Annotated in this window: 23 protein-coding genes; 5 read left to right on the top strand and 18 right to left on the bottom strand. The window is 72.8% G+C overall.

The window, feature by feature from the left end:
- Positions 1-89: 89 nt before the first annotated feature.
- The 5 genes from FHX81_RS43045 to FHX81_RS28430 all read right to left on the bottom strand — a co-directional run bounded on the left by FHX81_RS43045 (position 90) and on the right by FHX81_RS28430 (position 6258).
- Positions 90-353 carry a ribonuclease domain-containing protein gene (locus tag FHX81_RS43045; protein WP_141981099.1) on the bottom strand — a complete coding sequence of 88 codons (264 nt, stop codon included), beginning with the start codon at positions 351-353 and terminating at the stop codon, positions 90-92.
- A 98-nt stretch (positions 354-451) separates the two neighbouring features.
- On the bottom strand, positions 452-934 hold the full coding sequence (coaD, locus tag FHX81_RS28445; protein WP_141981098.1) for a pantetheine-phosphate adenylyltransferase: 483 nt from the start codon (positions 932-934) through the stop codon (positions 452-454).
- Between the two features lie 54 nt (positions 935-988).
- Positions 989-1555, bottom strand: coding sequence for a 16S rRNA (guanine(966)-N(2))-methyltransferase RsmD (gene rsmD, locus FHX81_RS28440; RefSeq protein WP_141981097.1), 567 nt, complete (start codon positions 1553-1555; stop codon positions 989-991).
- A 4-nt stretch (positions 1556-1559) separates the two neighbouring features.
- Complete coding sequence (locus FHX81_RS28435) at positions 1560-2651, bottom strand: MBL fold metallo-hydrolase (RefSeq protein WP_141981096.1); 1092 nt, start codon at positions 2649-2651, stop codon at positions 1560-1562.
- Between the two features lie 229 nt (positions 2652-2880).
- The gene (locus tag FHX81_RS28430) at positions 2881-6258 is read right to left on the bottom strand and encodes a pyruvate carboxylase (protein WP_141981095.1); all 3378 of its coding nucleotides are present in this window, start codon (positions 6256-6258) and stop codon (positions 2881-2883) included.
- A 457-nt stretch (positions 6259-6715) separates the two neighbouring features.
- On the opposite strand from FHX81_RS28430, the gene FHX81_RS28425 reads away from it, so the two are divergent.
- Positions 6716-7942, top strand: coding sequence for a coiled-coil domain-containing protein (locus FHX81_RS28425; protein ID WP_246108009.1), 1227 nt, complete (start codon positions 6716-6718; stop codon positions 7940-7942).
- Between the two features lie 23 nt (positions 7943-7965).
- Here the strand turns inward: FHX81_RS28425 and FHX81_RS28420 are convergent, their stop codons facing one another.
- From FHX81_RS28420 to FHX81_RS28410, 3 genes are read right to left on the bottom strand one after another with little or no spacing between them, the layout of a single operon-like run.
- On the bottom strand, positions 7966-8775 hold the full coding sequence (locus FHX81_RS28420) for a hypothetical protein (RefSeq protein WP_141981094.1): 810 nt from the start codon (positions 8773-8775) through the stop codon (positions 7966-7968).
- Positions 8776-8798: 23 nt separating this feature from the next.
- Positions 8799-10994 carry an ATP-dependent DNA helicase RecG gene (gene recG / locus FHX81_RS28415; protein ID WP_141981093.1) on the bottom strand — a complete coding sequence of 732 codons (2196 nt, stop codon included), beginning with the start codon at positions 10992-10994 and terminating at the stop codon, positions 8799-8801.
- Between the two features lie 14 nt (positions 10995-11008).
- Entirely contained in the window at positions 11009-12601 is a 1593-nt protein-coding gene (locus FHX81_RS28410) for a DAK2 domain-containing protein (protein WP_141981092.1), read from the bottom strand.
- Between the two features lie 146 nt (positions 12602-12747).
- Between FHX81_RS28410 and rpmB the strand changes: the two genes are divergently transcribed.
- Positions 12748-12939 carry a 50S ribosomal protein L28 gene (gene rpmB, locus FHX81_RS28405; RefSeq protein WP_073891577.1) on the top strand — a complete coding sequence of 64 codons (192 nt, stop codon included), beginning with the start codon at positions 12748-12750 and terminating at the stop codon, positions 12937-12939.
- 105 nt (positions 12940-13044) lie between these two features.
- On the opposite strand, the gene FHX81_RS28400 is transcribed toward rpmB, so the two are convergent.
- The 4 genes from FHX81_RS28400 to FHX81_RS28385 are packed head-to-tail and all read right to left on the bottom strand — an operon-like array spanning position 13045 to position 15723.
- Positions 13045-13719 (bottom strand): uracil-DNA glycosylase, encoded by a 675-nt coding sequence (locus tag FHX81_RS28400; RefSeq protein WP_170232199.1) that lies wholly within the window; start codon positions 13717-13719, stop codon positions 13045-13047.
- 14 nt (positions 13720-13733) lie between these two features.
- Positions 13734-14255 carry a gamma carbonic anhydrase family protein gene (locus FHX81_RS28395; RefSeq protein ID WP_141981091.1) on the bottom strand — a complete coding sequence of 174 codons (522 nt, stop codon included), beginning with the start codon at positions 14253-14255 and terminating at the stop codon, positions 13734-13736.
- 17 nt (positions 14256-14272) lie between these two features.
- The gene (locus FHX81_RS28390) at positions 14273-14743 is read right to left on the bottom strand and encodes a GNAT family N-acetyltransferase (RefSeq protein WP_141981090.1); all 471 of its coding nucleotides are present in this window, start codon (positions 14741-14743) and stop codon (positions 14273-14275) included.
- Between the two features lie 14 nt (positions 14744-14757).
- Entirely contained in the window at positions 14758-15723 is a 966-nt protein-coding gene (locus FHX81_RS28385; protein WP_141981089.1) for a thiamine-phosphate kinase, read from the bottom strand.
- Between the two features lie 97 nt (positions 15724-15820).
- On the opposite strand from FHX81_RS28385, the gene FHX81_RS28380 reads away from it, so the two are divergent.
- A complete protein-coding gene (locus tag FHX81_RS28380) occupies positions 15821-16054 on the top strand; it encodes an Lrp/AsnC family transcriptional regulator (protein ID WP_015104517.1) in 234 nt (77 codons plus the stop codon).
- Between the two features lie 20 nt (positions 16055-16074).
- Positions 16075-16635 carry a DUF3515 domain-containing protein gene (locus tag FHX81_RS28375; RefSeq protein ID WP_141981088.1) on the top strand — a complete coding sequence of 187 codons (561 nt, stop codon included), beginning with the start codon at positions 16075-16077 and terminating at the stop codon, positions 16633-16635.
- Positions 16636-16651: 16 nt separating this feature from the next.
- On the opposite strand, the gene FHX81_RS28370 is transcribed toward FHX81_RS28375, so the two are convergent.
- Both FHX81_RS28370 and pdxR read right to left on the bottom strand, forming a co-directional pair.
- Positions 16652-17719: a D-alanine--D-alanine ligase family protein gene (locus tag FHX81_RS28370; protein ID WP_141981087.1), complete on the bottom strand. Its 1068-nt coding sequence runs from the start codon at positions 17717-17719 to the stop codon at positions 16652-16654.
- Between the two features lie 155 nt (positions 17720-17874).
- Positions 17875-19257, bottom strand: a complete 1383-nt coding sequence (pdxR, locus tag FHX81_RS28365; protein ID WP_141981086.1) for a MocR-like pyridoxine biosynthesis transcription factor PdxR — start codon at positions 19255-19257, stop codon at positions 17875-17877.
- A 68-nt stretch (positions 19258-19325) separates the two neighbouring features.
- On the opposite strand from pdxR, the gene FHX81_RS28360 reads away from it, so the two are divergent.
- Positions 19326-19973 carry a pyridoxamine 5'-phosphate oxidase family protein gene (locus tag FHX81_RS28360; protein WP_141981085.1) on the top strand — a complete coding sequence of 216 codons (648 nt, stop codon included), beginning with the start codon at positions 19326-19328 and terminating at the stop codon, positions 19971-19973.
- Here the strand turns inward: FHX81_RS28360 and FHX81_RS28355 are convergent.
- From FHX81_RS28355 to FHX81_RS28340, 4 genes are all read right to left on the bottom strand, one after another.
- Positions 19957-20424: a cysteine dioxygenase gene (locus FHX81_RS28355; protein WP_141981084.1), complete on the bottom strand. Its 468-nt coding sequence runs from the start codon at positions 20422-20424 to the stop codon at positions 19957-19959. The genes FHX81_RS28360 and FHX81_RS28355 overlap by 17 nt on opposite strands.
- Positions 20425-20622: 198 nt before the next feature.
- Positions 20623-21681, bottom strand: coding sequence for a cystathionine gamma-lyase (locus FHX81_RS28350; protein ID WP_141981083.1), 1059 nt, complete (start codon positions 21679-21681; stop codon positions 20623-20625).
- Positions 21678-22682, bottom strand: a complete 1005-nt coding sequence (locus FHX81_RS28345; RefSeq protein WP_141981082.1) for an NAD(P)H-dependent glycerol-3-phosphate dehydrogenase — start codon at positions 22680-22682, stop codon at positions 21678-21680. Before FHX81_RS28345 ends, FHX81_RS28350 begins: the two co-directional genes overlap by 4 nt.
- A 1-nt stretch (position 22683) precedes the next feature.
- A complete protein-coding gene (locus FHX81_RS28340) occupies positions 22684-23385 on the bottom strand; it encodes a lysophospholipid acyltransferase family protein (RefSeq protein ID WP_141981081.1) in 702 nt (233 codons plus the stop codon).
- Positions 23386-23402: the final 17 nt, after the last annotated feature.

Below are 23402 nucleotides of genomic sequence, written 5' to 3'. Positions count from 1 at the left end.
CGCGCCCACAGCAGTACCCGTCCTAGTGTGCCCTGCCGATCTCGTCGCCGCCGGGAGATCGGCAGGGCGTGTCCGGCTAACGGGTGATGTCACCAGGACGCAGCTCGCGCAGTGGTCGGCCGTGGGAAGTACGGCTCCGGGGTGGCGTTGCCGGTCGCCACCCGCCGCGCGCCGCGCGTGGAGACGCCGGGCGCCTTGACCGTGCACTCCCTGCAGGAGCCGGTCGAGCAGGCCGGGAGGACGCCCTCGCGGTCGTCGGAGGTCCGGTTGTCCCGCGGGCACGGGTGCGGACCGCCCCGCCGGACCGGGCGCGCGGTGTCCGCCCCCTGGCTCGGCGGAACGGACGGGGCCACGCACCTTCACGGTGCGCGATGTGATCTCGCTCATGCCGGTGAACGCTCACCACACCGGGCGACCACAGTCCATCCGGAAGTTGACCGGGCGTGACGGCTCAGCGACCCTCGGCGAGCCGCGCGGCGAGCCGGTCCTTGATCGACGGCGGCAGCAGGCTGGTCACGTCGCCGCCGTAGGTGGCCACGTCCTTGACCAGGGAGCTGGCCAGGAAGCTGTAGATCGGGTTGGTCGGCATGAACAGCGTCTCGACCCCGGTGAGCTGGTGGTTCATCTGCGCCATCTGCAGCTCGTAGTCGTAGTCGCTGACCGCGCGCAGGCCCTTGACGATGGCCTTGATGTCGTTCTCCAGGCAGTAGTCGACCAGGAGGCCGTGCCAGGCGTCGACGCGGACGTTCGGCCACTGCGCGGTGACCTCGCGCAGCATCTCCGTGCGCTCCTCGACGGAGAACAGGGTCTTCTTGTTCTTGTTGATGAGCACGGCGACGACGACCTCGTCGAAGAGCTTCGCCGCTCTGCCGATGATGTCCAGGTGTCCGTTGGTGGCCGGGTCGTAGGAGCCGGGGCACACGGCACGCGTCATGGTTTCGGACGGTAGCACCCGATCGGACGCATCCACTCAGGTGCGTGGTCGGCATCACCCGGAGGCGTCAACGTGTTCGGCCCAATGCAGCGCCGTGTCGCCGTATCGCTTGCTGCGCAACGATTCCACGGCAGGTGGCCAGATCGGTTCAGCGCTGCGCGCGTCGCGTTCCACCACGACCAGCGACCCCGGTTTCGTCCAACCGTTCGTGACCAGCGACGCGAGCACCCGGTTGAGCTGATCGTCACCCACCGCGTACGGCGGATCGGCGAACACGACGTCGCACGCCACGTCCGCCGCGCCGCCCACCACCGACTCCGCGGTGCGGTTGAGCACCGTCGCCCCGGGCAGCGCGACCACCTTGGCGTTGCTCTTCAAGACTTCGGCAGCCCGCTTGTCCGACTCCACGAACGTGGCCCGCGCCGCACCCCGCGACATCGCCTCGAACCCCAGCGCGCCCGACCCCGCGTAGAGGTCCAGCACCACCGCGCCGTCGAGGTCGACCAACGTCTCCAACGAGCTGAACAACGCCTCGCGGACCCGGTCGGAAGTAGGGCGGGTGCCGCGCGGCGGCACCTGCAATCGGCGGCCACCCGCGACACCCGAGACAATCCTGGTCACCCGGTCATCGTCCCACCGAGAGCGCCTGCCACCACCCGTCGACCGCCGGCGGCCGCGCCACGTCGATCCGCTCACCGGGCCGCGGCACCGCCAACGGCACCTCGTGCGCCTCCGCCTCGCGCCACACCCGCTCCACCGGCTCGGACCAGTCGTGGAACGCCAGGTTGAAGGTCGCCCAGTGCACGGGCACCAGCAGCCCGCCGCGCACGTCCCGGTGCGCCGCGACACCCTCCTCGGGCGTCATGTGGATGTCCGGCCACCCCGGCCCGTACGCCCCGATCTGGATCAACGAGGCGTCGAACGGCCCGTGCTCCTCGCCGATCCGCTTGTACCCGTCGAAGTAACCGGTGTCACCGCTGTAGTAGACCCGGTGCTCCGGCCCCTTCAGCACCCACGACGCCCACAGCGTCGTGTCGCGCTGGAACCCCCGCCCGGAGAAGTGCTGCGCCGCCGTCGCCACCAACGTGACGCCGGCCACCTCGTGCGACTCGTCCCAGTCCAGCTCCACGATCCGCTCCTCGGGCACCCACCACTTCCGCAGGTGCGCCCCGATCCCCAGCGGCACCACGAACACCGCGTCCGTGTCGCGCGTCAGCGCCCGCACCGTCGGCAGGTCCAGGTGGTCGTAGTGGTCGTGCGAGATCACCACCGCGTCCACCGCCCCGACCTCGTGCAACGCGTGCGGCACGGGGTGCAGCCGCCGCGGACCGACCACAGGGGACGGTGAGCACCGGTCGCTCCACACGGGGTCGATCAACACCCGCGCCCCGTCGATCTCGACCAACGTCGACGCGTGCCCGTACCAAGTGATGTGCAACCCGTCCGACGACGCCCCCACCACGGGCGGCACCAACGGCACCTCACCCACCGGCCGCCGCTGCTGCCCGCCGAAGAACATCTCCCGCACGGTCCCCGCAGCCCCGTCGGGCATGGTCCGCGTCGACGCCGCGTTGTGGAACTTCCCCTCGCGGTACCGCGGCGACCTCCGCACCCGCTCACCGTCCGGCTTCCCCCCGAACGCCAACGGCACATCCCGCGCCGCCCACGCGACAGCACCGGCCGTGAGGGCGAACAACGCAGCGGCAACCTTCTTCATGCCACCCCAACGCCACCCCGGACGACCCGGTTCCCCCAACCGCCGGATGTGGCCACAACCACTCGACCCCTCACCCCACCAGCACCACCACCAGCCCACAAGGCTCGATGTGACACGGGTACGGGTGCTTCAGCCCGCCTGAAGCACCCGTGAGGGGCCCATGTCACATCGAGCCGGACCGGACCTCCGAGCCGCCCCTACCCCAGCCCGGACCCACCCCCACTCCCCGTCACTCCAGCACGATCAGCAGATCCCCACCCTCGACCTGCTGCACCCCGCGCACCGCCAGCCGCTTCACCCGCCCGGCCTTGGGCGCGGTGATCGCCGCCTCCATCTTCATCGCCTCGATGGTCGCGATCGTCTGCCCGACCTCGACCACGTCGTCCTCCGCCACGCTCGGCGTGACGACCCCCGCGAACGGCGCCGCGACGTGACCGGGGTTGCCCCGATCCGCCTTCTCCGCCACGGGCACCTCGGCCGCGATCGACCGGTCACGCACCTGGATCGGCCGCAGCTGCCCGTTCAACGTCGCCATCACCGTGCGGATGCCGCGCTCGTCGGCCTCGCCGATGGCCTCCAACCCGATCAGCAACCGCACGCCGGGCTCCAGGTCGACCTGGTACTCCTCGCCGGGCTTGAGCCCGTAGAAGAAGTCCTTGCTGCCCAGCACGCTGGTGTCGCCGTATGCCTCGCGGTGCGCCAGGTACTCCTTGGTCGGCGCGGGGAACAGCAACCGGTTCAACGTGGCGCGCCGGTCGGTCTCCAGCCCCTTCACGTCGTCCTCGGTCAGCTCCGCCACGCCCTTGGGCGCGGCCCGGCCCTGCAACGCCTTGCTCCGGAACGGCTCCGGCCACCCGCCGGGCGGGTCGCCCAGCTCGCCGTGCAGGAAGCCGATCACCGACGCCGGGATGTCGAACCGGCCGGGGTCCGCCTCGAACTCCTCCGGCTTCACGCCCGCGCCGACGAGGTGCAGCGCGAGGTCGCCCACGACCTTGGACGACGGCGTCACCTTCACCAGCCGGCCGAGCATCCGGTCGGCCGCCGCGTACATGGCCTCGATCTCCTCGAACTTCTGCCCGAGCCCGAGCGCGACCGCCTGCGTGCGCAGGTTCGACAGCTGCCCGCCGGGGATCTCGTGCGAGTACACCCGGCCCGTCGGCCCGGGGATGCCCGACTCGAACGGCGCGTAGACCTTGCGCACCGACTCCCAGTAGGGCTCCAGGTCGCACACCGCCCGCAGGTCGAGCCCCGTGGCGTGCTCCGTGTAGTCGGTCGCCGCCACGATCGCCGACAGCGGCGGCTGCGAGGTCGTGCCCGCCATGGACGCCACCGCGCCGTCCACCGCGTCCACACCGGACTGGATGGCCGCCAGGTACGTCGCCAGCTGCCCGCCCGCCGTGTCGTGCGTGTGCAGGTGCACCGGCAGGTCGAACTCCTTGCGCAGCGCCGTCACCAACCGCGCCGCCGCCGGCGGGCGCAGCAGGCCGGCCATGTCCTTGATGGCCAGCACGTGCGCGCCCGCGCCGACGATCTGCTCGGCCAGCTTCAGGTAGTAGTCCAGCGTGTAGAGCCGCTCGTCCGGGTTCGACAGGTCGGACGTGTAGCAGAGGCACACCTCGGCCAGGGCCGTGCCGGTCTCCCGCACCGCCTCGATCGCCGGGCGCATCTGCTCGACGTCGTTCAACGCGTCGAAGATCCGGAAGACGTCGATGCCGGTCTTCGTCGCTTCCTCGACGAACGCGCTGGTCACCGCCTCGGGGTACGGGGTGTAGCCCACCGTGTTGCGGCCGCGCAGCAGCATCTGCAGGGTGATGTTCGGCACCGCTTCCCGCAGGGCGGCGAGCCGTTCCCACGGGTCCTCGGCCAGGAACCGCAGCGCCACGTCGTACGTCGCGCCGCCCCACGCCTCCAGCGACAGCAGTTGCGGCGTCATCCGCGCCACGTGCGGCGCGACGGCCAGCAGGTCCTTCGTCCGCACGCGCGTCGCCAGCAGCGACTGGTGGGCGTCGCGGAACGTGGTGTCCGTGACGGCCAGCGCCTTGCTCTCGCGCAGCCACCGGGCGAAGCCCTCGGGCCCCAGCTCCACCAGCTTCTGCTTCGACCCGGCCGGCGGTTCGGCGTTCAGGTCGACCACCGGCAGCTTGACCCTGGGGTCCACGACGGACGGGCGGGGGCCGTTCGGCTTGTTCACCGTGACGTCGGCCAGGTAGGTGAGCATGCGCGTGCCGCGGTCGGCGGAGTGCCGCGCGGTCAGCAGGTGGGGGCGCTTCTCGATGAACGACGTCGTGACGCGGCCCTCGTAGAAGTCCGGGTCGTCCAGCACCGCCTGGATGAACGGGATGTTCGTGGACACGCCCCGGATGCGGAACTCCGCCACCGCGCGCCGCGCCCGCGCCACCGCCGCGCCGAACGTCCGGCCGCGGCAGCTCAGCTTGACCAGCATGGAGTCGAAGTGCGCGCCGATGACGGTGCCCGCGCCGGTCGTGCCGCCGTCCAGCCGGATGCCCGAGCCGCCCGGCGAGCGGTAGGCGCTGATCATGCCGGTGTCGGGGCGGAAGCCGTTGGCGGGGTCCTCGGTCGTGATGCGGCACTGCAGGGCCGCGCCGCGCAGCTGCACGGTCTCCTGGCTCAGGCCGAGGTCGTCCAGGGTCTCGCCGCTCGCGATGCGCATCTGCGACTGCACCAGGTCCACGTCGGTGACCTCTTCGGTGACCGTGTGCTCGACCTGGATGCGGGGGTTCATCTCGATGAAGACGTAGTTGCCGTTCGGGTCGAGCAGGAACTCGACGGTGCCGGCGTTGCGGTAGCCGATGTGCCGGGCGAACCGCACCGCGTCGGCGCAGATCCGGTCGCGCAGCTCGGGCGCGAGGTTCGGCGCGGGCGCGATCTCGATGACCTTCTGGTGGCGCCGCTGCACCGAGCAGTCGCGCTCGAACAGGTGCATCACGTTGCCCTCGCCGTCGGCGAGGATCTGCACCTCGATGTGCCGCGGTTCGACCACGGCCTGCTCCAGGAACACGGTCGGGTCGCCGAAGGCCGACTCGGCCTCGCGTGACGCGGCTTCCAGCGCCTCCCGCAGCGCACCCGGTTCCTCTACGCGCCGCATGCCGCGCCCACCACCGCCGGCGACGGCCTTCACGAACACCGGGAACGCGATGTCCTCGGCCGCGCGCACGAGGGCGTCGATGTCGCTGGACGGCTCGCTCGACTTCAGCACCGGGAGGCCGGCCTCGCGCGCCGCGGCGATGGCGCGCGCCTTGTTGCCGGTCAGCTCGAGCACGTCCGACGGAGGCCCGACGAACGTGATGCCCGCCTCCGCGCACGCCCGCGCGAGCTCGGGGTTCTCCGACAGGAAGCCGTAGCCGGGGTAGACCGCGTCCGCGCCCGCCTTGCGGGCCGCTTTGATGATCTCCTCGACGGACAGGTAGGCCCGGACGGGGTGGCCGGGCTCACCGATCTCGTACGACTCGTCGGCCTTCAGGCGGTGCAGGGAGTTGCGGTCCTCATGGGGGAAGACGGCAACCGTGCCGGCGCCCAGCTCGTAGGCAGCGCGAAAGGCCCGGATCGCGATCTCGCCGCGGTTGGCGACAAGAACCTTGCGGAACATGCGGCGTTCCCTCCCGGTTACTCGGCGAGTCCCGCCCCAGCCGGGGCGGGACTCGATGAATCAAGGCACGCTACCGTGCGCTTCCCGCCCCTCGGGAGTTCCATCTCACGTGACGGACGTCATCGTGATCGTTCACTCATCCGGTCAAGGCGGGCGCGACCTGGGATCACGCTCCGGGATTCTCCCTTGTGAACCGGTCGAGCGCAGCCCCCGACCGGCGCGGCGCGGCGAGCGCGGGCCCGCGCGGCCCTTGGCGCACGGCCTGCCGGGCGCCCCTCACCCCACACGGTGGATCACCGACTCGTCACGGTGCGTTCGCTGCATCGGGTGACTGCACCGGGCGACTTCTCGGTAGGGTTGGCCCATGGCCGGGGCTGAAGGGACTGGGCAGCCTGCTGCCCGCACCCATTTCGACGTCGTACTGCGCGGGTACAACCAGCGCCAGGTGAACGAACGGGTGACGCGACTCGAGTTCGACCTGAAGAACTCGAACCGGGCCCGGGAGGCCGCATCGGCGCAGGTCGCGGAGTTGAGCAAGCTGCTCGGGTCCACCCGGGCCGAGCTCGACAAGGTCAAGTCCCAGCTCGGCAAGCTGGCCACCAGCCCGGCCAGCGCGTCCAACGTCACCGAGCGCGTGCGCGTGATGATGACGTTGGCGGAGGAGGAGATCGCCGACATCCGCAAGGCCGCGCTGGACCAGGCGAACGCGACCCGCGCCGAGGCCGAGCGGGCGGCGGCCGAGGGCAAGGCGGCGCACCAGCGGGCGATGGGCGAGCTGGAGGAGCGGCGCCGGCAGTTGGAGGCGGCCCACCAGCAGCGGACGACGGAGCTGGAGCGGCAGTACGACGAGCGGCGCGCCGAGCTCGAGCGCTCGCACGAGGAGCTGCGGGCCAAGCTGACCGCCGAGCACGAGGCGCTGATGGCCGAGACCCGCGCCGACCGGGAGAAGCTGACCGCGGAGTTCGAGGCGAAGACCGCGGAGCTGGAGGCGAAGCGGGTCGAGCTGGAGCAGAAGTACAAGGGCTACCACGACGACCTCGACAAGGAGTACGACGAGCTGCGCACCACGCTCCGCAAGGAGCACGAGGTGCACGTGGTCGAGGCCAAGGCCGAGGCCGCGAAGCTGCTCGAAGCCGCCCGGACCGAGGCGGCGGAGCTGCGCGCGGACACCGAGAAGCAGGTCGCCGAGCTGGAGTCCGAGGCGCTGGCCAAGGCCGAGCAGACGATCAGCGAGGCCACCGCGCGGGCCGAGCAGACCATCGCCGAGGCCGACGCCCGCGCCGAGAAGACCGTCACCGAAGCGGACGCGCACGCCGACCGCCGCACCACGGCGGCCGACGAGAAGCTGGCCGAGCTGCACCGCGTGCACCGCGCGTTGAGCGAGCAGTTCGCCGCCGCCCAGGAAGCGGTGTCCCGCGCGGTGGCGACCCTCGCCCCGCTGGACGACGAGGCCACCGCCGACAAGGCAGCCGAGGACGAGGCAACCGACGCCGAACCCTCCCCCGCCGCCGGGACCCCGGCCGCTGCCGACGCCCCCACGACACCGGCCACCGCCAAGCCCGCGCCCGCGAAACCGGCGGCCAAACCGGCCACCAAGCCCGCCCCGGCGAAGGCCAAGGCCGTCGACCCGTCCGAGCAGCCGACCGCCCAGCTACCGGTCCCGAAGGGCAGGCAGTCCAAGTAGCCGGCCGGTCCGGGCGGCGCCGGCTACTGGGGCAGCTGGTCGGCCGGCACGACCTCGGCCTGCGCGGGCACGGTGATCGCGACCGGCTCGCCCCACGCGCGGAACCGGGTCGTGGACCGCTTGACGACCTTGCCGTCCAGCTCGAACCGGTACTCCGCCTGCACGGGCGCGCTCGTGCCGTCCACCCACACCGCCGCCGAGATCTTCACCCCGTACTCGGCGAGCTGGGTGTGCTGCAACTGGATGTCCTTGTCCTCGATGACCTTGGCCATCTTCAGCGCGTCCACCACCAGGTCGAACCGCGTCACCGGCACCCCGTCGAGCTGCTCGGCCGACTTGCCCAGGATCAACGCCGCCCGCGGCTGCACGTAGTCCAGCTCCGCGCCGACCGTCGCGCTCGGCCCGAAGCCGCGCAGCAGCGCGGCCACCTCGCCGCCGCCGTCCGCCGGGTAGAAGCCCCACTTCTTGCCCGCGGGCATCGGCGCGCCTTCGACCTGCACGTACGTGCCGTCGCGGACGACCACCAGCGCGATCTTCTTCGGCTGCCCGCCGGTGGACACGTCCATCGTCATCGACCCGGTCACACCGTCGCCGTCCTGCCGCACCACGCCGTCCACGACGTTGCGGACCTCGGTCGACTGCCCGTCGGAGGCGAACCCCTCGGTGTGGAACGCCGCCGTGCCCAGCTCCGCCCGCCGCTGCTCGATGCGCTCGGCGAGCACCGCCAGATCGCCCTTGGGCAGCGACGACGTGGTGGGAGCCGGATCACCGGCGGGCGCGGCCGTGCACGCGGCGAGCAGCAGCGGAACCAGGGCGATCGGCAATCGGCGCACAAGCCAGGGTAACCGGGTGCCGGCTACGCCTTCTCCAGGTACTCCGCGCGCTCCTCGTCCAGCAGCCCGGCCACCAGCCCGGCCAGCCCCGGGTGCCCGGTCAGCTCCGGGTCCGCCTCCACGACCTCCTGCGCCACCACCCGCGCCTCGGCGATCACGTCCTCGTCGCGCAGCAGCGACAACATCCTCAACCCCGACCGCGTGCCCGACTGCGCCGCGCCCAGGATGTCGCCCTCGCGCCGCAGCTCCAGGTCCAGCTGGGCCAGCTCGAAGCCGTCCAGGGTGGACTCGACGGCCCGCAGCCGCTCCATCGTCGACGTGCCGTCGGGCATCTCGGTCACCAGCAGGCACAGCCCCGGCGCGCTGCCCCGGCCGACCCGGCCGCGCAACTGGTGCAGCTGGCTCACCCCGAAGCGGTCCGCGTCCATGATCACCATGACCGTGGCGTTGGGCACGTTCACGCCCACCTCGACCACGGTCGTGGCCACGAGCACCTGCACCTCGTTGGCCGCGAACGCCCGCATCACCGCGTCCTTGTCGTCCGGCGCCATCCGGCCGTGCAGGACGTCGATCCGCAACCCGCGCAACGGCCCCTCGGCCAACCGGTTCGCCACGTCCACCACCGCCAGCGGCGGCCTGCGGTCCGCACCGTCGCCCTTGCCCGAGTCCTCCTTCGGCGGCGTGTCGGCGTCGTCCTCCGCCGCCCCGTCGCCGATGCGCGGGCACACCACGTACACCTGGTGCCCCTTGCCGACCTCCTCGTGGATCCGCTGCCACGCCCGGTCGAGCCACCCCGGCTTGGACGCCACCGGCACCACGGACGTGCTGATCGGCGAACGGCCCCCGGGCAGCTCGCGCAACGCGGACACCTCGAGGTCGCCGTACACCGTCATCGCCACCGTGCGCGGGATCGGCGTGGCCGTCATCACCAGCACGTGCGGCGTCGACCCACCCGCGCGCCCGCTCAACGCGGCCCGCTGCTCCACGCCGAACCGGTGCTGCTCGTCCACCACGACCAGCCCCAGGTCGGCGAACTCCACCTTGTCCTGGATCAACGCGTGCGTGCCGACCACGATCCCGGCCTCACCGGACACGATCTCCAACAACGCCCGCTTCCGCGCCGCCGCGCCCATCGACCCGGTCAGCAGCGTCACCCGCGTGGCGTGCTCCGCCCCACCCAGCTCCCCGGCCTGCCCGAGATCACCCAACAACTCCCGCAACGACCGCGCGTGCTGCGCCGCCAGCACCTCGGTCGGCGCGAGCATCGCCGCCTGCCGCCCCGCGTCCACGACCTGCAACATCGCCCGCAACGCGACCATCGTCTTGCCCGAACCGACTTCCCCCTGGAGCAGCCGGTTCATCGGGTGCTCGCCGGACAGGTCGCGGGCGATCTGCTCGCCCACCTCGCGCTGGCCCGCCGTCAGCTCGAACGGCAGCCGCGCGTCGAACGCGTCGCGCACCAGGCCGTCCCGGGGCGGGCACGCGGGCGCGGGGCGGGCGGTGGCGGAGCGGCGGCGCTGGGCCAGCGCCAGCTGCACGGCCATGGCCTCGTCCCACTTCAACCGCTGCTGCGCGACCGCGATCGCCGCCCAGCCGTCCGGCCGGTGGATGTCGCGCAACGCCTTCTCCAAGCCGACCAGACCCCGTTCGGCGCGCAACGACCCCGGCAGCGGGTCCTCGGCCACGCCGTCCCACACCGCGAGCACCTGCTCGACGCAGTTGGACACGTTCCACGACTGGATGCCCTGCGCCGCCGGGTACACCGGGATGAGCGCGCCCGCGAAGTCCGCCGCCGCGGCGCCCTCGCCGTCGAGCACCTGGTAGTCGGGGTGGGCGAGCTGGAGCTTGCCGTTGAACATGCCGACCTTGCCCGCGAACATCGCCTCACGGCCGGGCAGCAGCTCCCGCTCGACCTTGCGCGACCCGCGCCCGAAGAACACCAGGTGCAGGTCGCTGCTGCCGTCGGTGATCACGGCCTCCAGCAGCTCGCCGCTGCGCGACTTCATCCGCCGCTGCCGCGCGCTCTTCACCCGCGCCTGCACGGTGACGTGCTCACCCAGCTCCAGCCCGGCGATCTCGGTCAGCTTGCCGCGCTCGTCGTAGCGGCGCGGGTAGTGGCGCAGCAGCTCGCCGACGGTGGTCAGGCCGAGACCGGCCTCCAGCGCGTCGGCGCTCTTCTTGCCGAGCACCGACACCAGCTTCTCGTCGAAGGTCGTCATCCCGGCCCATTCAACTACTCGACACCGACAACCAGCAGGGCGTCGCGCTGCCCGCCCGGGTAGGCGGCCAGCTCCACCTCGGGGTGCGCGACGCGCAGGTGATCCTCCAGCACCCGCTCGACCCCGTCCGGGGCAGCCCGGCCCAGCAGCACGGTGACCAGCTCACCGCCGCTGGCGAGCATCCGGTCGACGAGCCGGCACGCCACCGCGCCCACGTCCGCGCCACCGGGCTCGATGACCACGACCTCGCCGTCCACCATGCCGAGCAGGTCGCCGGGACGGCACCGGCCGACCCAGGTGATCGCCTCCCGGTCCGACACGGCCACCTCACCGCGCCGGGTCGCCGCCGCGGCCTCGGCCATCGCGACCACGTCGTCACCCGCGCGCCGGGACGGCGAGTGCACGGCCAGCGCGGCCAGCGCCTGCACCGGGGAGAACGTCGGCACGACCACGACGTCCTGACCCGCGGCGACGGCTTGCGCGACGGCGTCGTCCAGCGGCTCGCGCCAGGTCGGGTCGCCCGGCAGCACGGTCACCTGCCGCGCCCGCGTGCTCACCACCACGGCCAGCAGGTCGGCCGCCGTCACCCGCTCGCCCGGCTCGAACACCACCGCGCCCTCGGACCGGAACAGCTCGGCCACGCCCTCGCCCTCGACCAGCACGACGATGGCCCGGTCGCGCACGAACCGGGGCGCCTGGGCGGCGATCTGGTCGGCGAACCGGGCGACCGTGACGCGGTGCGGCCGGCCCGCCCGGATGCCCGCCTCGACCGCCGCGCCGATGTCGTTGCAGTGCACGTGCACGGTCCACAGGCCCGCGCCGTCGCCGACCACGGACACGCAGTCGCCGATGGCCATCAGCTCGTCCTTGAGCACGTCCACGTCCGGCGAGCCGTCCAGCAGGTACATGACCTCGTACTCGAACTCCGACGACCCGGCCTCGCGGGCGGTGGTGAGCGAGTCGCGCGGCACGGTGCGGACCGCCGCGACCTCCTCGACCGCCCGTCCGGTGATCACCGCCGCCAACGTGTCCAGCAGCACGACCAGTCCGCGCCCGCCCGCGTCGACCACACCGGCCCGGGCCAGCACGGCCAGGTGGCGGGGCGTGTCGGCCAGCGCCTCGGCCCCGGCCTTCGCCGCGACCGTGACGACCTCGTCCAGCTCGTCGGACGGGCAGTCGCGGGCCGCCTCGGCCGCCGCGCGCAGCACGGACAGCACCGTGCCGGGCACCGGCTCCGACACCGCGGCGGTGGCCAGTTCGTCGGCGCGCCACAACGCCCGCCGCAGCGACGCGCCGGTCGCCGTGGAGGCGCCGTGCGCCGCCTCCGCCAGGCCGCGCAGCACCTGGGAGAGGATCACCCCGGAGTTGCCGCGCGCACCCGCCAGCGCGCCGCGCGCGAGCGCGCCCAACGCCGCCCCGACGGTGTCCACGGGTGTCCTGAGCAGCGCGTCCAGCGCCGAGCGCATCGTCTGGAGGAGGTTGGTCCCGGTGTCGCCGTCGGGCACGGGGAACACGTTGATGCGGTCGATGTCCTCGCGGTTCGCGTCCAGGGACCGGACACAGGCGTCCGCCCACTGGCGCACCGCGACCGCATCGAGAGCCTGCATGCCGGCGAGGGTATTCGACCCGGTTTGGTGGCCGAACGCGCCACCGGCTACCCTGTCCAGGTTGCCATGCCCGGCTGAGGCTTGTGCACGCTTGCGCGCCCGCCGGGGCGTGAGTACCGCTGAAGAAACCTTAAGGAGTGGCTGACGTGGCTGCCGTGTGCGACGTCTGTGGCAAGGGGCCGGGCTTCGGCAAGTCGGTCTCGCACTCCCACCGGCGCACCAACCGCCGGTGGAACCCGAACATTCAGACCGTGCGCGCGAAGGTTTCCTCTTCGACGCGGCAGCGGCTGAACGTGTGCACCTCGTGCCTGAAGGCGGGCAAGGTGGTGCGCGGCTGATAGCCCCGCGCCTGAGCTTGTCGAAAGGCCCCCGGGACTCGTCCCGGGGGCCTTTCGGCGTCTGGATCTCGTGCGGCCGGCCGTTCGCAGCGCGACCGGAGGTGACTAGGGCAGCTTCCAGTCGATCGGCTCGGCGCCCTGCTTCACCAGCAGCTCGTTGGCCTTGCTGAACGGCCGGGAGCCGAAGAAGCCGCCCGCCGCGGACAGCGGGCTCGGGTGGACCGACTCGACGCAGCGGTCGGCGCCCAGCAGCGGCTTGAGGGCGCGCGCCTGGCTGCCCCACAGGATCGCGACCAGCGGCGCGTCCCGCTCGGCCAGCGCCTTGATCGCCTGCTCGGTCACCGGCTCCCAGCCCTTGTTGCGGTGGGAGTTCGACTTGCCCGGCTGGACCGTCAGCGCGCGGTTGAGCAGCAGCACGCCCCGTTCGGTCCACGGGGTCAGGTCGCCGGTGGACGGCTTGGGGTGCCCGAGGTCGGACGCGTACTCGGTGTAGATGTTGACGAGGCTCTTCGGGATCGGCCGCGTCTCCGGCGAGACGGAGAAGCTCAACCCGACCGCGTGCCCCGGCGTGGGGTAGGGGTCCTGGCCGACGATCAGCACCCGGACCGAGTGGAACGGCTGCTGGAACGCCCGCAGCACGTTCTCCCCGGCGGGCAGGTAGGTGCGCCCGGCGGCGACCTCCGCCCGCAGGAACTCGCCCATCGCGGCGATGCGATCGGCCACGGGCGCGAGTGCCGCGGCCCAGCCGGCTTCCATGATCTCCTCAAGCGGACGTGCCACGGCGGGACCCTACCTCAGTCCAGTCGCCGCAGTTCCTTGCGGTACAGCAAGATGTTGTTCACGTACTTGTCCACCGCGAACTGCCACGCGCCGTCCGGCACGACGTAGCCCTCGCGCACGCGGGCGGGCACGCCGAGCGCCATCGACCGCGCCGGCACGTGCCCCTCGAACGACACCACCGCGCCCGCGCCGACGATCGCGCCGGTCTCGACCACGGACCCGTTGAGCACCACCGATCCCGAGGCGATCAGGCACCGGTCGGCGATGGTCGCGCCCTCGATGTGCACGTTGTGCCCGACGACGCATTCCGCGCCGATGAGCGTCGGGTGCACCTCGGTGCAGTGCACGACCGTGCCGTCCTGGATCGACGTCCGCTCGCCGACCTCGATGCGCCCGTAGTCGCCGCGCAGCACGGCCTGCGGCCACACCGAGGCGTGCGCGTCGATCCGCACGTCGCCGATCACCGTCGCGTCGGGGTGCACGTAGGCGTCCGGGTGGATCACCGGCTCGAAGTCGCCCAACGCGTAGATCGCCACCGCGGTCCCTCCCGGCCTCAGAGATCCTTCGCGAAGCAAAGGCTTTCCGGATGATGCCGGTAGACGCCGAAGTTGTCGATGCGCGCGTATCCATTGGACCGGTAGAGCCCGATGGCCTCCGGTTGGCGCAACCCGGTCTCCAGCACCATCCGCTTGCGCCCGGCCGCGCGCGCCGCCGTCTCCAGCGACGCCAGCACGACCCGCGCGAGCCCGCCGCCGCGCATGGCCTCCACCACGTACATGCGCTTGATCTCGGCGTCGCCGGGGCGCAACGAGTGCTCGGCCACGTCGTGGGCGCGCCACCCGCCGCACGCCACGGGACCGCCGTCGACGTAGCCGACCACGAAGTGCCCCAGCGGCGCGGCGAACTCCGCCGGGTCGACCGGCGTGACGTCGACCTCGCCGTAGCGGTCCACGTAGACCTGCTGGAGGTCGGCGATCAGCTTCACCGAGTCTGGATGGTCATACGCGAGCGTGCATAGTTCCACACTCCCCAGGCTACCTACCGCCAGTGCTCCCAGCCAGGGGGTTTCTCGTACGCGCGCCCGTCGACGGTCACACCGCTGCCGTGCCGGACCGTGCCGATGGTGCGCCACCCCTCGGGCACGGCCCCCGGCTCCGGGAACGTGGCCGCCAGCGCGTGGTCCTCGCCACCGGTCAGCGCCCAGTGCCGGGCGTCCGCACCGAGCGCCGCGGCCACGTCGATCAGCCGCGGGTGCACCTCCAGCAGCTCGGTGCGGATGTCGATGCCGATGCCGGACTCGTCCGCGATGTGGCCGAGGTCGGCCAGCAGGCCGTCCGACACGTCGATCATCGCCGTGGCGCCCGCCGCCGCGGCTTGCGGCCCGGCGGCGTAAGGGGGTTCGGGGTTCCGCTGCGCGCCGACGACCGCCACCGGCGACCGGAAACCGCGCTGCAGCACGGCCAGTCCGCCCGCTGCCCAGCCGAGCCGGCCGCACACCGCGACGACATCACCCACTTGAGCACCTGAACGGGTGATGGGCTCCAGTCCGCCCATGTCCCCCATGGCCGTAACGGAGATCACCAGTGTCGCGGACGACACCATGTCGCCACCCACCACGCCGGCCCCCGCGACGGTCGCCTCCTGCCACAGCCCGGCGGTGATCCCCTCGACCACGGCGGAGGGGGTGTCGGACGGGCACGCGAGGCCGATCAGCAGGGCCGTCGGCATCGCGCCCATGGCCACCACGTCGGCCAGGTTCACGGCCGCCGCCTTGCGCCCCACCTGCTCGGGAGACGACCAGTCGAGTCTGAAGTGGACACCCTCGACCAGCACGTCGGTGGACACCACCACGCGACCGTCGGGCGCCGCGACGACAGCCGCGTCGTCACCCGGCCCGAGCAGGGTGGTGGGCGGCTGCGTCCGACCTGCCGTCACCCGGCGGATGAGACCGAACTCACCCACCTCAGCGACCGTGTCCGCGTTGCGCGGCGGCTCCGGACGCAAGATTGCCTCCCGTTCTGAGCATTCGGAACCCCAACTGGGGTACGTTGCTGTGCACGTTCCTACCCCGACCTAACCTGTCGCGACGAAGGGGCACGCCGTGGTGCACGCATACATCCTCATCCAGACCGAGGTCGGGAAGGCAGCCGCCGTTGCGGCGGAGATCTCCGGCATCCCCGGTGTGGCCACCGCGGAGGACGTCACCGGCCCGTACGACGTCATCGTCCGCGCCGAGGCCGACACCGTCGACCAGTTGGGCCAACTCGTGGTCGCCCGCATCCAGAACGTCGAGGGCATCACCCGAACGCTGACCTGCCCGGTGGTCCACCTGTAGGTCCGTGCTGTCATAACGGGGTGGCACCGCAACCGTCACCCGCCCCGCCGCTGCCCCGACCGCTGCTGATCGTGGCCGTCGGGCTCACCGCGCTGCTCGTGGCGGGCGTGGTGGCCGCGGGTCTGCTCGCCGGCGGCGAGGAACCGCCGGCCGCCGACACCCGGCCCGTGGCGCTCGTGCCGGTGCCCGCGCCGGAGGCCGGGTCGGACGAGTGCGGGGCGCTGCTGGGCGGGCTGCCCGCGCAACTGGTGTCCAACGGCTCCCCGTTGCCGCGCCGCGAGCTCGCCGCGCCCGCTCCCGCCGGGGCGGTGGCGTGGAGCGACGGGCTGCGCGAACCCGTCGTGCTGCGGTGCGGGCTGGACCGTCCGCGTGACCTCACCCCGACCTCCCAGCTGCGGGTGATCTCGGACGTGCAGTGGCTGGAGGTGTCCGAGGGCGGTTCGGCCACCTGGTACGTGGTGGACCGGCCGGTGTACGTGGCGCTGACCGTGCCGTCGGACGCGGGCACGGGGCCCCTGCAGGACGTCTCCGCCGCGGTGCGGGACAGGCTCGCCAAGGGCCCCGTGGACACCACGGGCTAGGTCGGCGCAGGTCGGATCAGCGCAGGCCCGTGCCGCGGGCCAGCGCGGTCTCGATCAGCGTGGTCAGCAGCGCCGGGTAGGCCACGCCCGTCTCGGCCCACATCCGCGGGTACATCGAGATCGGCGTGAAGCCGGGCATCGTGTTGACCTCGTTGACCACGAGCTCGTCGTAGTCGGTGACGAAGAAGTCGACCCGGGCCAGGCCCTGGCAGTCCAGCGCGCGGAACGCGGCGACGGCCATCTCGCGCAGGTCGCGCGTGACGTGCTCGTCCAGCTTGGCGGGGATGTCGAACTCGCAGACGTCGTCGAGGTACTTGGCGTCGAAGTCGTACCAGTCGACCTCGCCGCCGACGATGCGCAGCTCGGCGGGCAGCGACGCCTCCACGCGGCCGTCGGGGAACTCCAGCACGCCGCACTCGACCTCGCGGCCGGAGACGGCGGCCTCGACGATGACCTTCGGGTCGGTCTTGCGGGCCAACGCGATCGCGCTGTCCAGGTGGGCCCAGTCCACGACCTTCGAGATGCCCACGGACGAGCCGGCGCGGGCGGGCTTGACGAAGACGGGCAGCCCCAGGCGTTCCCGGTCGGCCTCGGTCAGCGTCTCCTGGTCGCGCCGCAGCACGGCGAACTCGCCGACCGGCAGGCCCGCGCCCTGGAGCAGGCGCTTGGTGAACTCCTTGTCCATGGCCACCGCGCTGGCCAGCACGCCCGGTCCCACGTACGGGATGTCGGCGAGCTCCAGCAGGCCCTGGATGGTGCCGTCCTCGCCCCACGCGCCGTGCAGCACGGGGAACACGACCTCCACGTCGGCCAGCACCTCGGTGGGTGCCACCGGCACCAGTTCGTTGCCGGACACCGGGACCAGCGCGTTGACGGTGGGCAGCTGCCGGTCCCGCACTTCGAGCGCCTTGGTGTCGTCGGCGCCGATCACCCACGCGCCCGTTTCCGTGATGCCCACCGGCACGACGTCGAACCGGTCCCGGTCCAGGTGGGGCAGGACACTGCCGGCGGACAGGCAGGAGACCATGTGCTCGCTGCTGCGCCCGCCGAACACCACGGCGACCTTGGTCTTGCGCTGTGTCATGGCTCGGACCCTACCCGGATGGCGTAACCCCTCGTCCCGAGCGTTGAACTCGGGGGTCCCGAGCGTTCGACACTCGGGACCTGAGCGTTCGACACTCGGGACCTGAGCGTTCGACACACGCGAGTGTCGAACGCCCGGGCGGGGGAGTTCGACGGTCAGGACGGGTGGAGGAGGCGCAGCAGGGTGGGGATGGCGGCGGTCAGCTGGTCACGCGAGCAGGCGCTGTAGCCGATCGCGGCGCCGTGCACCTTCGGCCGGCCGGCGTGGTGGCGGGCCAGGCCGTCCAGGCGCAGCCCGAGGTCGAGCGCCTCGGCCAGCACGTCCCGCTCCGCCTGCGCGGACGGCAGCGGCACGACGATGTGCGCGCCCGCGTCGTCGCCGAGCACCGGGATGCCCGCCTCGCCGAACGCCGCCGACAGCAGGGCGCGGCGCTCCGACAGCTCACGCCGCAGCTTGCGCAGGTGCCGGCCGAGGTCGCCGTTGCGCGCCAGCTCCACCAGCACCCGCTGCCCCGCCGCGGACGGGCTGGTGCCGGTCCGGTCGCGGTGCGCCATCACCTCCGCCGCGATCGGCTCGGGCGCGACCATCCACCCCGCGCCGAGCGTCGGCGTGAGGATCTTGCTCGTGGTGCCCAGGTGCACCACCACGTCCGGCGCCAACGCCGCCAGCAACGGCAGCGGCGCGACGTCGTACCGCAGCTCGCCGTCGTAGTCGTCCTCGACGACCAGCCACCCCTCCGCGCGCGCCCGCTCCACCAGCGCCACCCGCCGCGCCGCCGACATCCGCCCGCCCATCGGGTACTGGTGCGCCGGCGAGCAGTACACCCCGCGCACGCCCGGCGGCACGGCCTCCACCAGCAGCCCCTCGGCGTCCACGGGCGCCTGCACGACCTTCACCCCGGCCGACCGCAACGCCCACACCGCCCGCTGGTACCCCGGCTCCTCCACCGCCACGGCGTCACCGGGCCGCAGCACGGCCGACCCCAGCTCCACCAACGCCGCCGTCGTCCCCCCGGTCGCCAGCACCAGCTCCTCGCGCAACCCGCCCCGCACCGCCAGCCCGCGGTGCCGCAACAGGTGCTCGGCCACCACCGCCCGGTACTCCGGCAACCCGCCCCGGGCCGGCCGGAACATCGGCTGCACGTCCGCCGCCGCGCGCCACGCCCGCCGCCACGCCGCCCGGTCCAACCCCTCGGCCCACGGCGCGCCGGGCGCGAGGTCCACCACGTCCACCGGCGTCACGGGAGCCGCCGCACGCCGGGTCCGCGCCTTCAACGCACCCGGAGGGGTCGTCGTCACGTACGTCCCGGAACCGTGCCGTCCCGCGATCCAGCCCTCGGCGTGCAGCTGCTCGTATGCTGCCGCTGTCACGGTCCGGCTCACGCCGAGCCGTTCGGCCAGCGCCCGGGTCGAGGGCAGCCGGTCACCGCTGCGCAGCCGGCCGTCGGCCGCCGCCGCGCGCAGGGCGTCCGCGAGCTGCACGGCCAGCGGTTCGGCCGACTCGCGGTCCAACACCACCGCCAACGCCGTCTCCGCCACAAGTGGCCTCCTCAAATCACCGAGAATTGGCACTTGAAGAAGGCCACTTTACCGGACAGGCTCGGCCCATGACGCTGTCACCGACGGACCGCAGCACCATCAAGCGGGGCCGCAACCGGGCCGTGACCGAACGCGAGGCGCTGCACGCGGTCCTCGACGCCGCCCTCGTCTGCCACCTGGCGGTCGTCGTGGACGGCGCGCCGCTCGTGCTGCCCACGGGCTACGGGCGCGACGGCGACACGCTCTACCTGCACGGCTCCACCGGCGCGCGCAGCCTCCGCGAAGCCGCGACCGGCGTGCCCGTGTGCGTCGGCGTCACGCTCGTGGACGGCGTCGTCTACGCCCGCTCGGTGTTCGACCACTCGATGAACTACCGCGCCGCCGTCATCCACGGCACCGCCGTCCCCGTCACCGACCCCGACGCCAAGCGGCACGCCCTGCGCGTGCTCACCGAGCACATCGCGCCCGGCTCGTGGGACTACGCCCGACCGCCCACGCCCAAGGAGCTGGCCGCCACCGCCGTGCTCTCCCTCGACCTCGCCGAGGCGTCGGTGAAGATCCGCAGCGGCCCGCCCGGCGACGAGCCCGAGGACGTCGAGGCCAACGCGAAGTGGGCGGGCGTGCTGCCCCTGCGCACGGTGTGGGGCGAGCCCGAGCCGGACCCGGCGCTGGTCGGCGACTGGGACGTGCCGCCGCACGTCACCGCGCGGACGTAGTCCCGGACAGCGGGTCGAACCGCACCGGCCGCACGGTGCGCCCGCCGTCGCGGAACACGTGGATCGTGACGGCGGGATCGCTCCCGTCGTTGCGCACCTGGTGGGCGTAGCCCGGCCCGAACACCCGCGACTGCCCCGCCACGAGGTGGTGCAGCACCTGGGTCGGGCCGGGCGCGACGACCTCGGTCAGCGAGCCGCTGACCACGGTGAACGCGCCGCTGGTCACGCCGTGGTCGTGCAGGTCGGCGTGCTGGCCGGGCAACCAGCTCATCAGCCACACCTCCTGCTCGGGCGTGGCGTCGACCAGCGCGGCGAAGCGGGTCTCGGGGTCGTAGCGGAGCAGGTGTGCCCAGCGCTCACGCCGTGCCGCCGTGTCGAGCGCGATCCGCACCGGGTGCAGCGCGGCGTGCGACTGGGGCAGGGCGATGGTGTTCTCCGGAACGGCGAACATGGTTCCTTCTCGGGACTCGGTGAGTGGCGGGCCTCAGGGGCCCGCGGGACGCGAGACGATCACCGGGAAGGACAGAGCGCGCTGGCGACCAGGCGGAGGTCGATGTGACCCCGCCCGTCGGTCATGGCGCGAAAAGACATGGTGACGAGGGTGGCAGCCGGTTCGCCGCCACGCAACCCCTCCCACGCAGTGGACCCGTCAGAGTGACCGGAGCACGTCCTCGACCAGGTCGGCGGTGTCCTCGCACCCCGCGGACAGCCGCACCAGGCCCTCGGGCACCGGGTCGCCCCACTGCGCCCGCCGGTCCAGGCTGGTGTGCAGGCCGCCGAAGCTCGTGCTCGCGAACACCAACGTCGACCGGTCCAGGAACGACGCCACCGCGTCCGCGTCCGCCAACTCGAACGTCAGCACCCCGCCGAACCGCCGCATCTGCTTCGCCGCGACCTCGTGCGCGGGGTCCTCCGGCGCGCCCGGCCACCGCAGCCCGGTCACCGCCGGGTGGTCCTTCAGCACCTCGTACAACGCCGCCGCGTTCGCCGCCTGCCGGCTCAGCCGCAGGTCCAGCGTGCCCAGCCCGCGGTGCGCCAACCACGCCTCGAACGGGCCGGGGATCGCCCCGCCGGTGGTCCGCGCGGCCCGCACCCGTTCCGCCAGGTCCGCGTCCGCCGTCGTCACGTGCCCCAGCAGCACGTCGCTGTGCCCGGCCACGGCCTTCGTGTCGCTGCTCACGACCACGTCCGCGCCCAGCGCCAGCGGCTGCTGCCCCAACGGCGTCGCGGTCGTGTTGTCCACCGCGACCAACGCACCCGCCGCGTGCGCCGCCGACACCAGCGCCGTGATGTCGCACACGTCGAGGCCCGGGTTGGACGGCGACTCCAGCAGCACCAGCCGCACGCCCTCGAACGACGGGTACGGCCCGGCCGTCGGCGTCTCCACCACCTCCACCGGCATCTGGGCGACCAGCGTGCGGGTCAGGTAGTAGCCGTCGCCCGGCAGCACCACCACGTCACCGGGCTCGAGCACCACCCGCAGGAACGTCGAGATCGCCGCCATGCCGGACGGGAACAGCACGGCCGTGCCGCCGTCCAGCTCGCCCAGCGCCGACTCCAACGCCCGCCACGTCGGGTTGTGCGCCCGCCCGTAGGTGTCCGCGCCACCCAGGTGGTACGCCGAGGCGAACACCGGCCCCGCCAGGAACGGCTCACCGGGCACCGCGCCCGTCGTGTGCACGACGCGCGTGCCGTCACCCCACGTCACTGCCGTTCCGCCTTCCGCTCGCGCCCGAGCAGCGCCGCCGTCAGCACGCGCGGGTCCAACCCTTCGTGGCACACCTGGTGCACGCCGTCGGTGATCGGCACGTCCACCCCGACGCGCGCCGCCAGCTCGCGGATCGACGAGCACGACTTCACGCCCTCGGCGACCTGCCCGTGCGCGGCCTCCTGCGCCTGCGCCAACGACTCACCGCGCCCCAACCGCTCGCCGAACGACCGGTTGCGCGACAACGGCGAAGCGCACGTGGCCACCAGGTCGCCCAACCCGGCCAACCCGGCGAACGTCAACGGGTCCGCGCCCAGCGCCGCGCCCAGCCGCGCCGTCTCCGCGAGCCCCCGCGTGATGATCGAGGCCATCGTGTTGTCCCCGAACCCCATGCCCGCCGCCATGCCGCACGCCAGCGCGATCACGTTCTTGCACGCGCCACCCAGCTCGCAGCCCACCACGTCGACGTTCGTGTACGGCCGGAAGTACGAGTTCGAGCACGCGTGCTGCAACTCCACCGCCCGGTCGTGGTCGGTGCACGCGATGACCGTCGCGGTCGGCTGCTCGGCCGCGATCTCCTTGGCCAGGTTCGGCCCGGACACCACCGCGACCTGGTCCTCCGGCACCCCGGCGACCTCGCGGACCACCTCGCTCATCCGCTTCAACGTGCCCAGCTCCACGCCCTTGGCCAGGCTGACCAGCGTCGCGCCCGACGGCAACCACGGCCGCCACCCGGCCAGGTTCTCCCGCAACGTCTGGCTGGGCACCGCCAGCACCACGGCCTGCGCGCCGGCCAACGCCTTCTCCGCGTCGGACGTGGCGGTCAGGTTCGCGGGCAGCGCCACGCCCGGCAGGTAGTCGGCGTTGACCCGGTCCGCCGAGATGGCGTCGGCCACGTCGGCACGCCGCGCCCACAGCACCACGTCCGTGCCGGAGTCGGCGAGCACCTTGGCGAAAGCGGTGCCCCACGACCCGGCGCCCAGCACCGCGACCCGGTCCACGTCAGGCCTTCTTCGTGTAGAAGCCGTCGGGCGCCTGCTCCTCGCGGATGTCCGCGAGCAGGTCCTTGACCTCGTTCATCAGCACGTCGGTCACCTCGCGCAGCAACGCCAGGCTCTGCGGCTTGTCCCGGTAGGCGCCCAGGTCGACCGGCGGACCGACCTTCGTCACCACGGTCTTGCGCGGGAACGGCCGGAACTTCTTCCGGTAGTGGTCGTAGAGGTCCCGCGTCCCCCACCGCGCCGCCGGCAGCACCGGCACGTCGTGCTCCAGCGCGAGCCGGGCCACGCCGGTGCGCGAGGCCATCGGCCAGCCGTCCGGGTCGCGGGTGATCGTGCCCTCGGGGTAGATGATGACCACGAGCCCCTTCTCCAAGGCCTCGTGCGCCGCGCGCAGGCTCTGCTGGGCGTCCGCGGTGCCGCGGTAGACGGGGATCTGCCGGGCGCCCTTCACCACCGTGCCGACGAACGGGACGTTCCACAGGCTGTGCTTGGCGAGGAAGTGCGGCACACGCCCTTGCTTGTGCGTGAAGACGGCGTCGTAGACGGGGTCCAGGTGCGACACGTGGTTCATCACGATGAGCGCCCCACCGGTCCTGGGCACCCTCTCTCCCCCGTCGTTGCGCCGCCGCGCCATCACCGCGGTGGCGGGGTAGAAGACCGCCGCGGCGAGCCCGACCCAGAAGCCGCCCTTCTCCTTGGCCACGTGCACTCCCTCTTCGT

Origin of the sequence: Saccharothrix saharensis (assembly GCF_006716745.1) — a bacterium.
GTDB lineage: Bacteria > Actinomycetota > Actinomycetes > Mycobacteriales > Pseudonocardiaceae > Actinosynnema > Actinosynnema saharense.
This window is presented reverse-complemented; position numbering and strand designations above follow the sequence as displayed.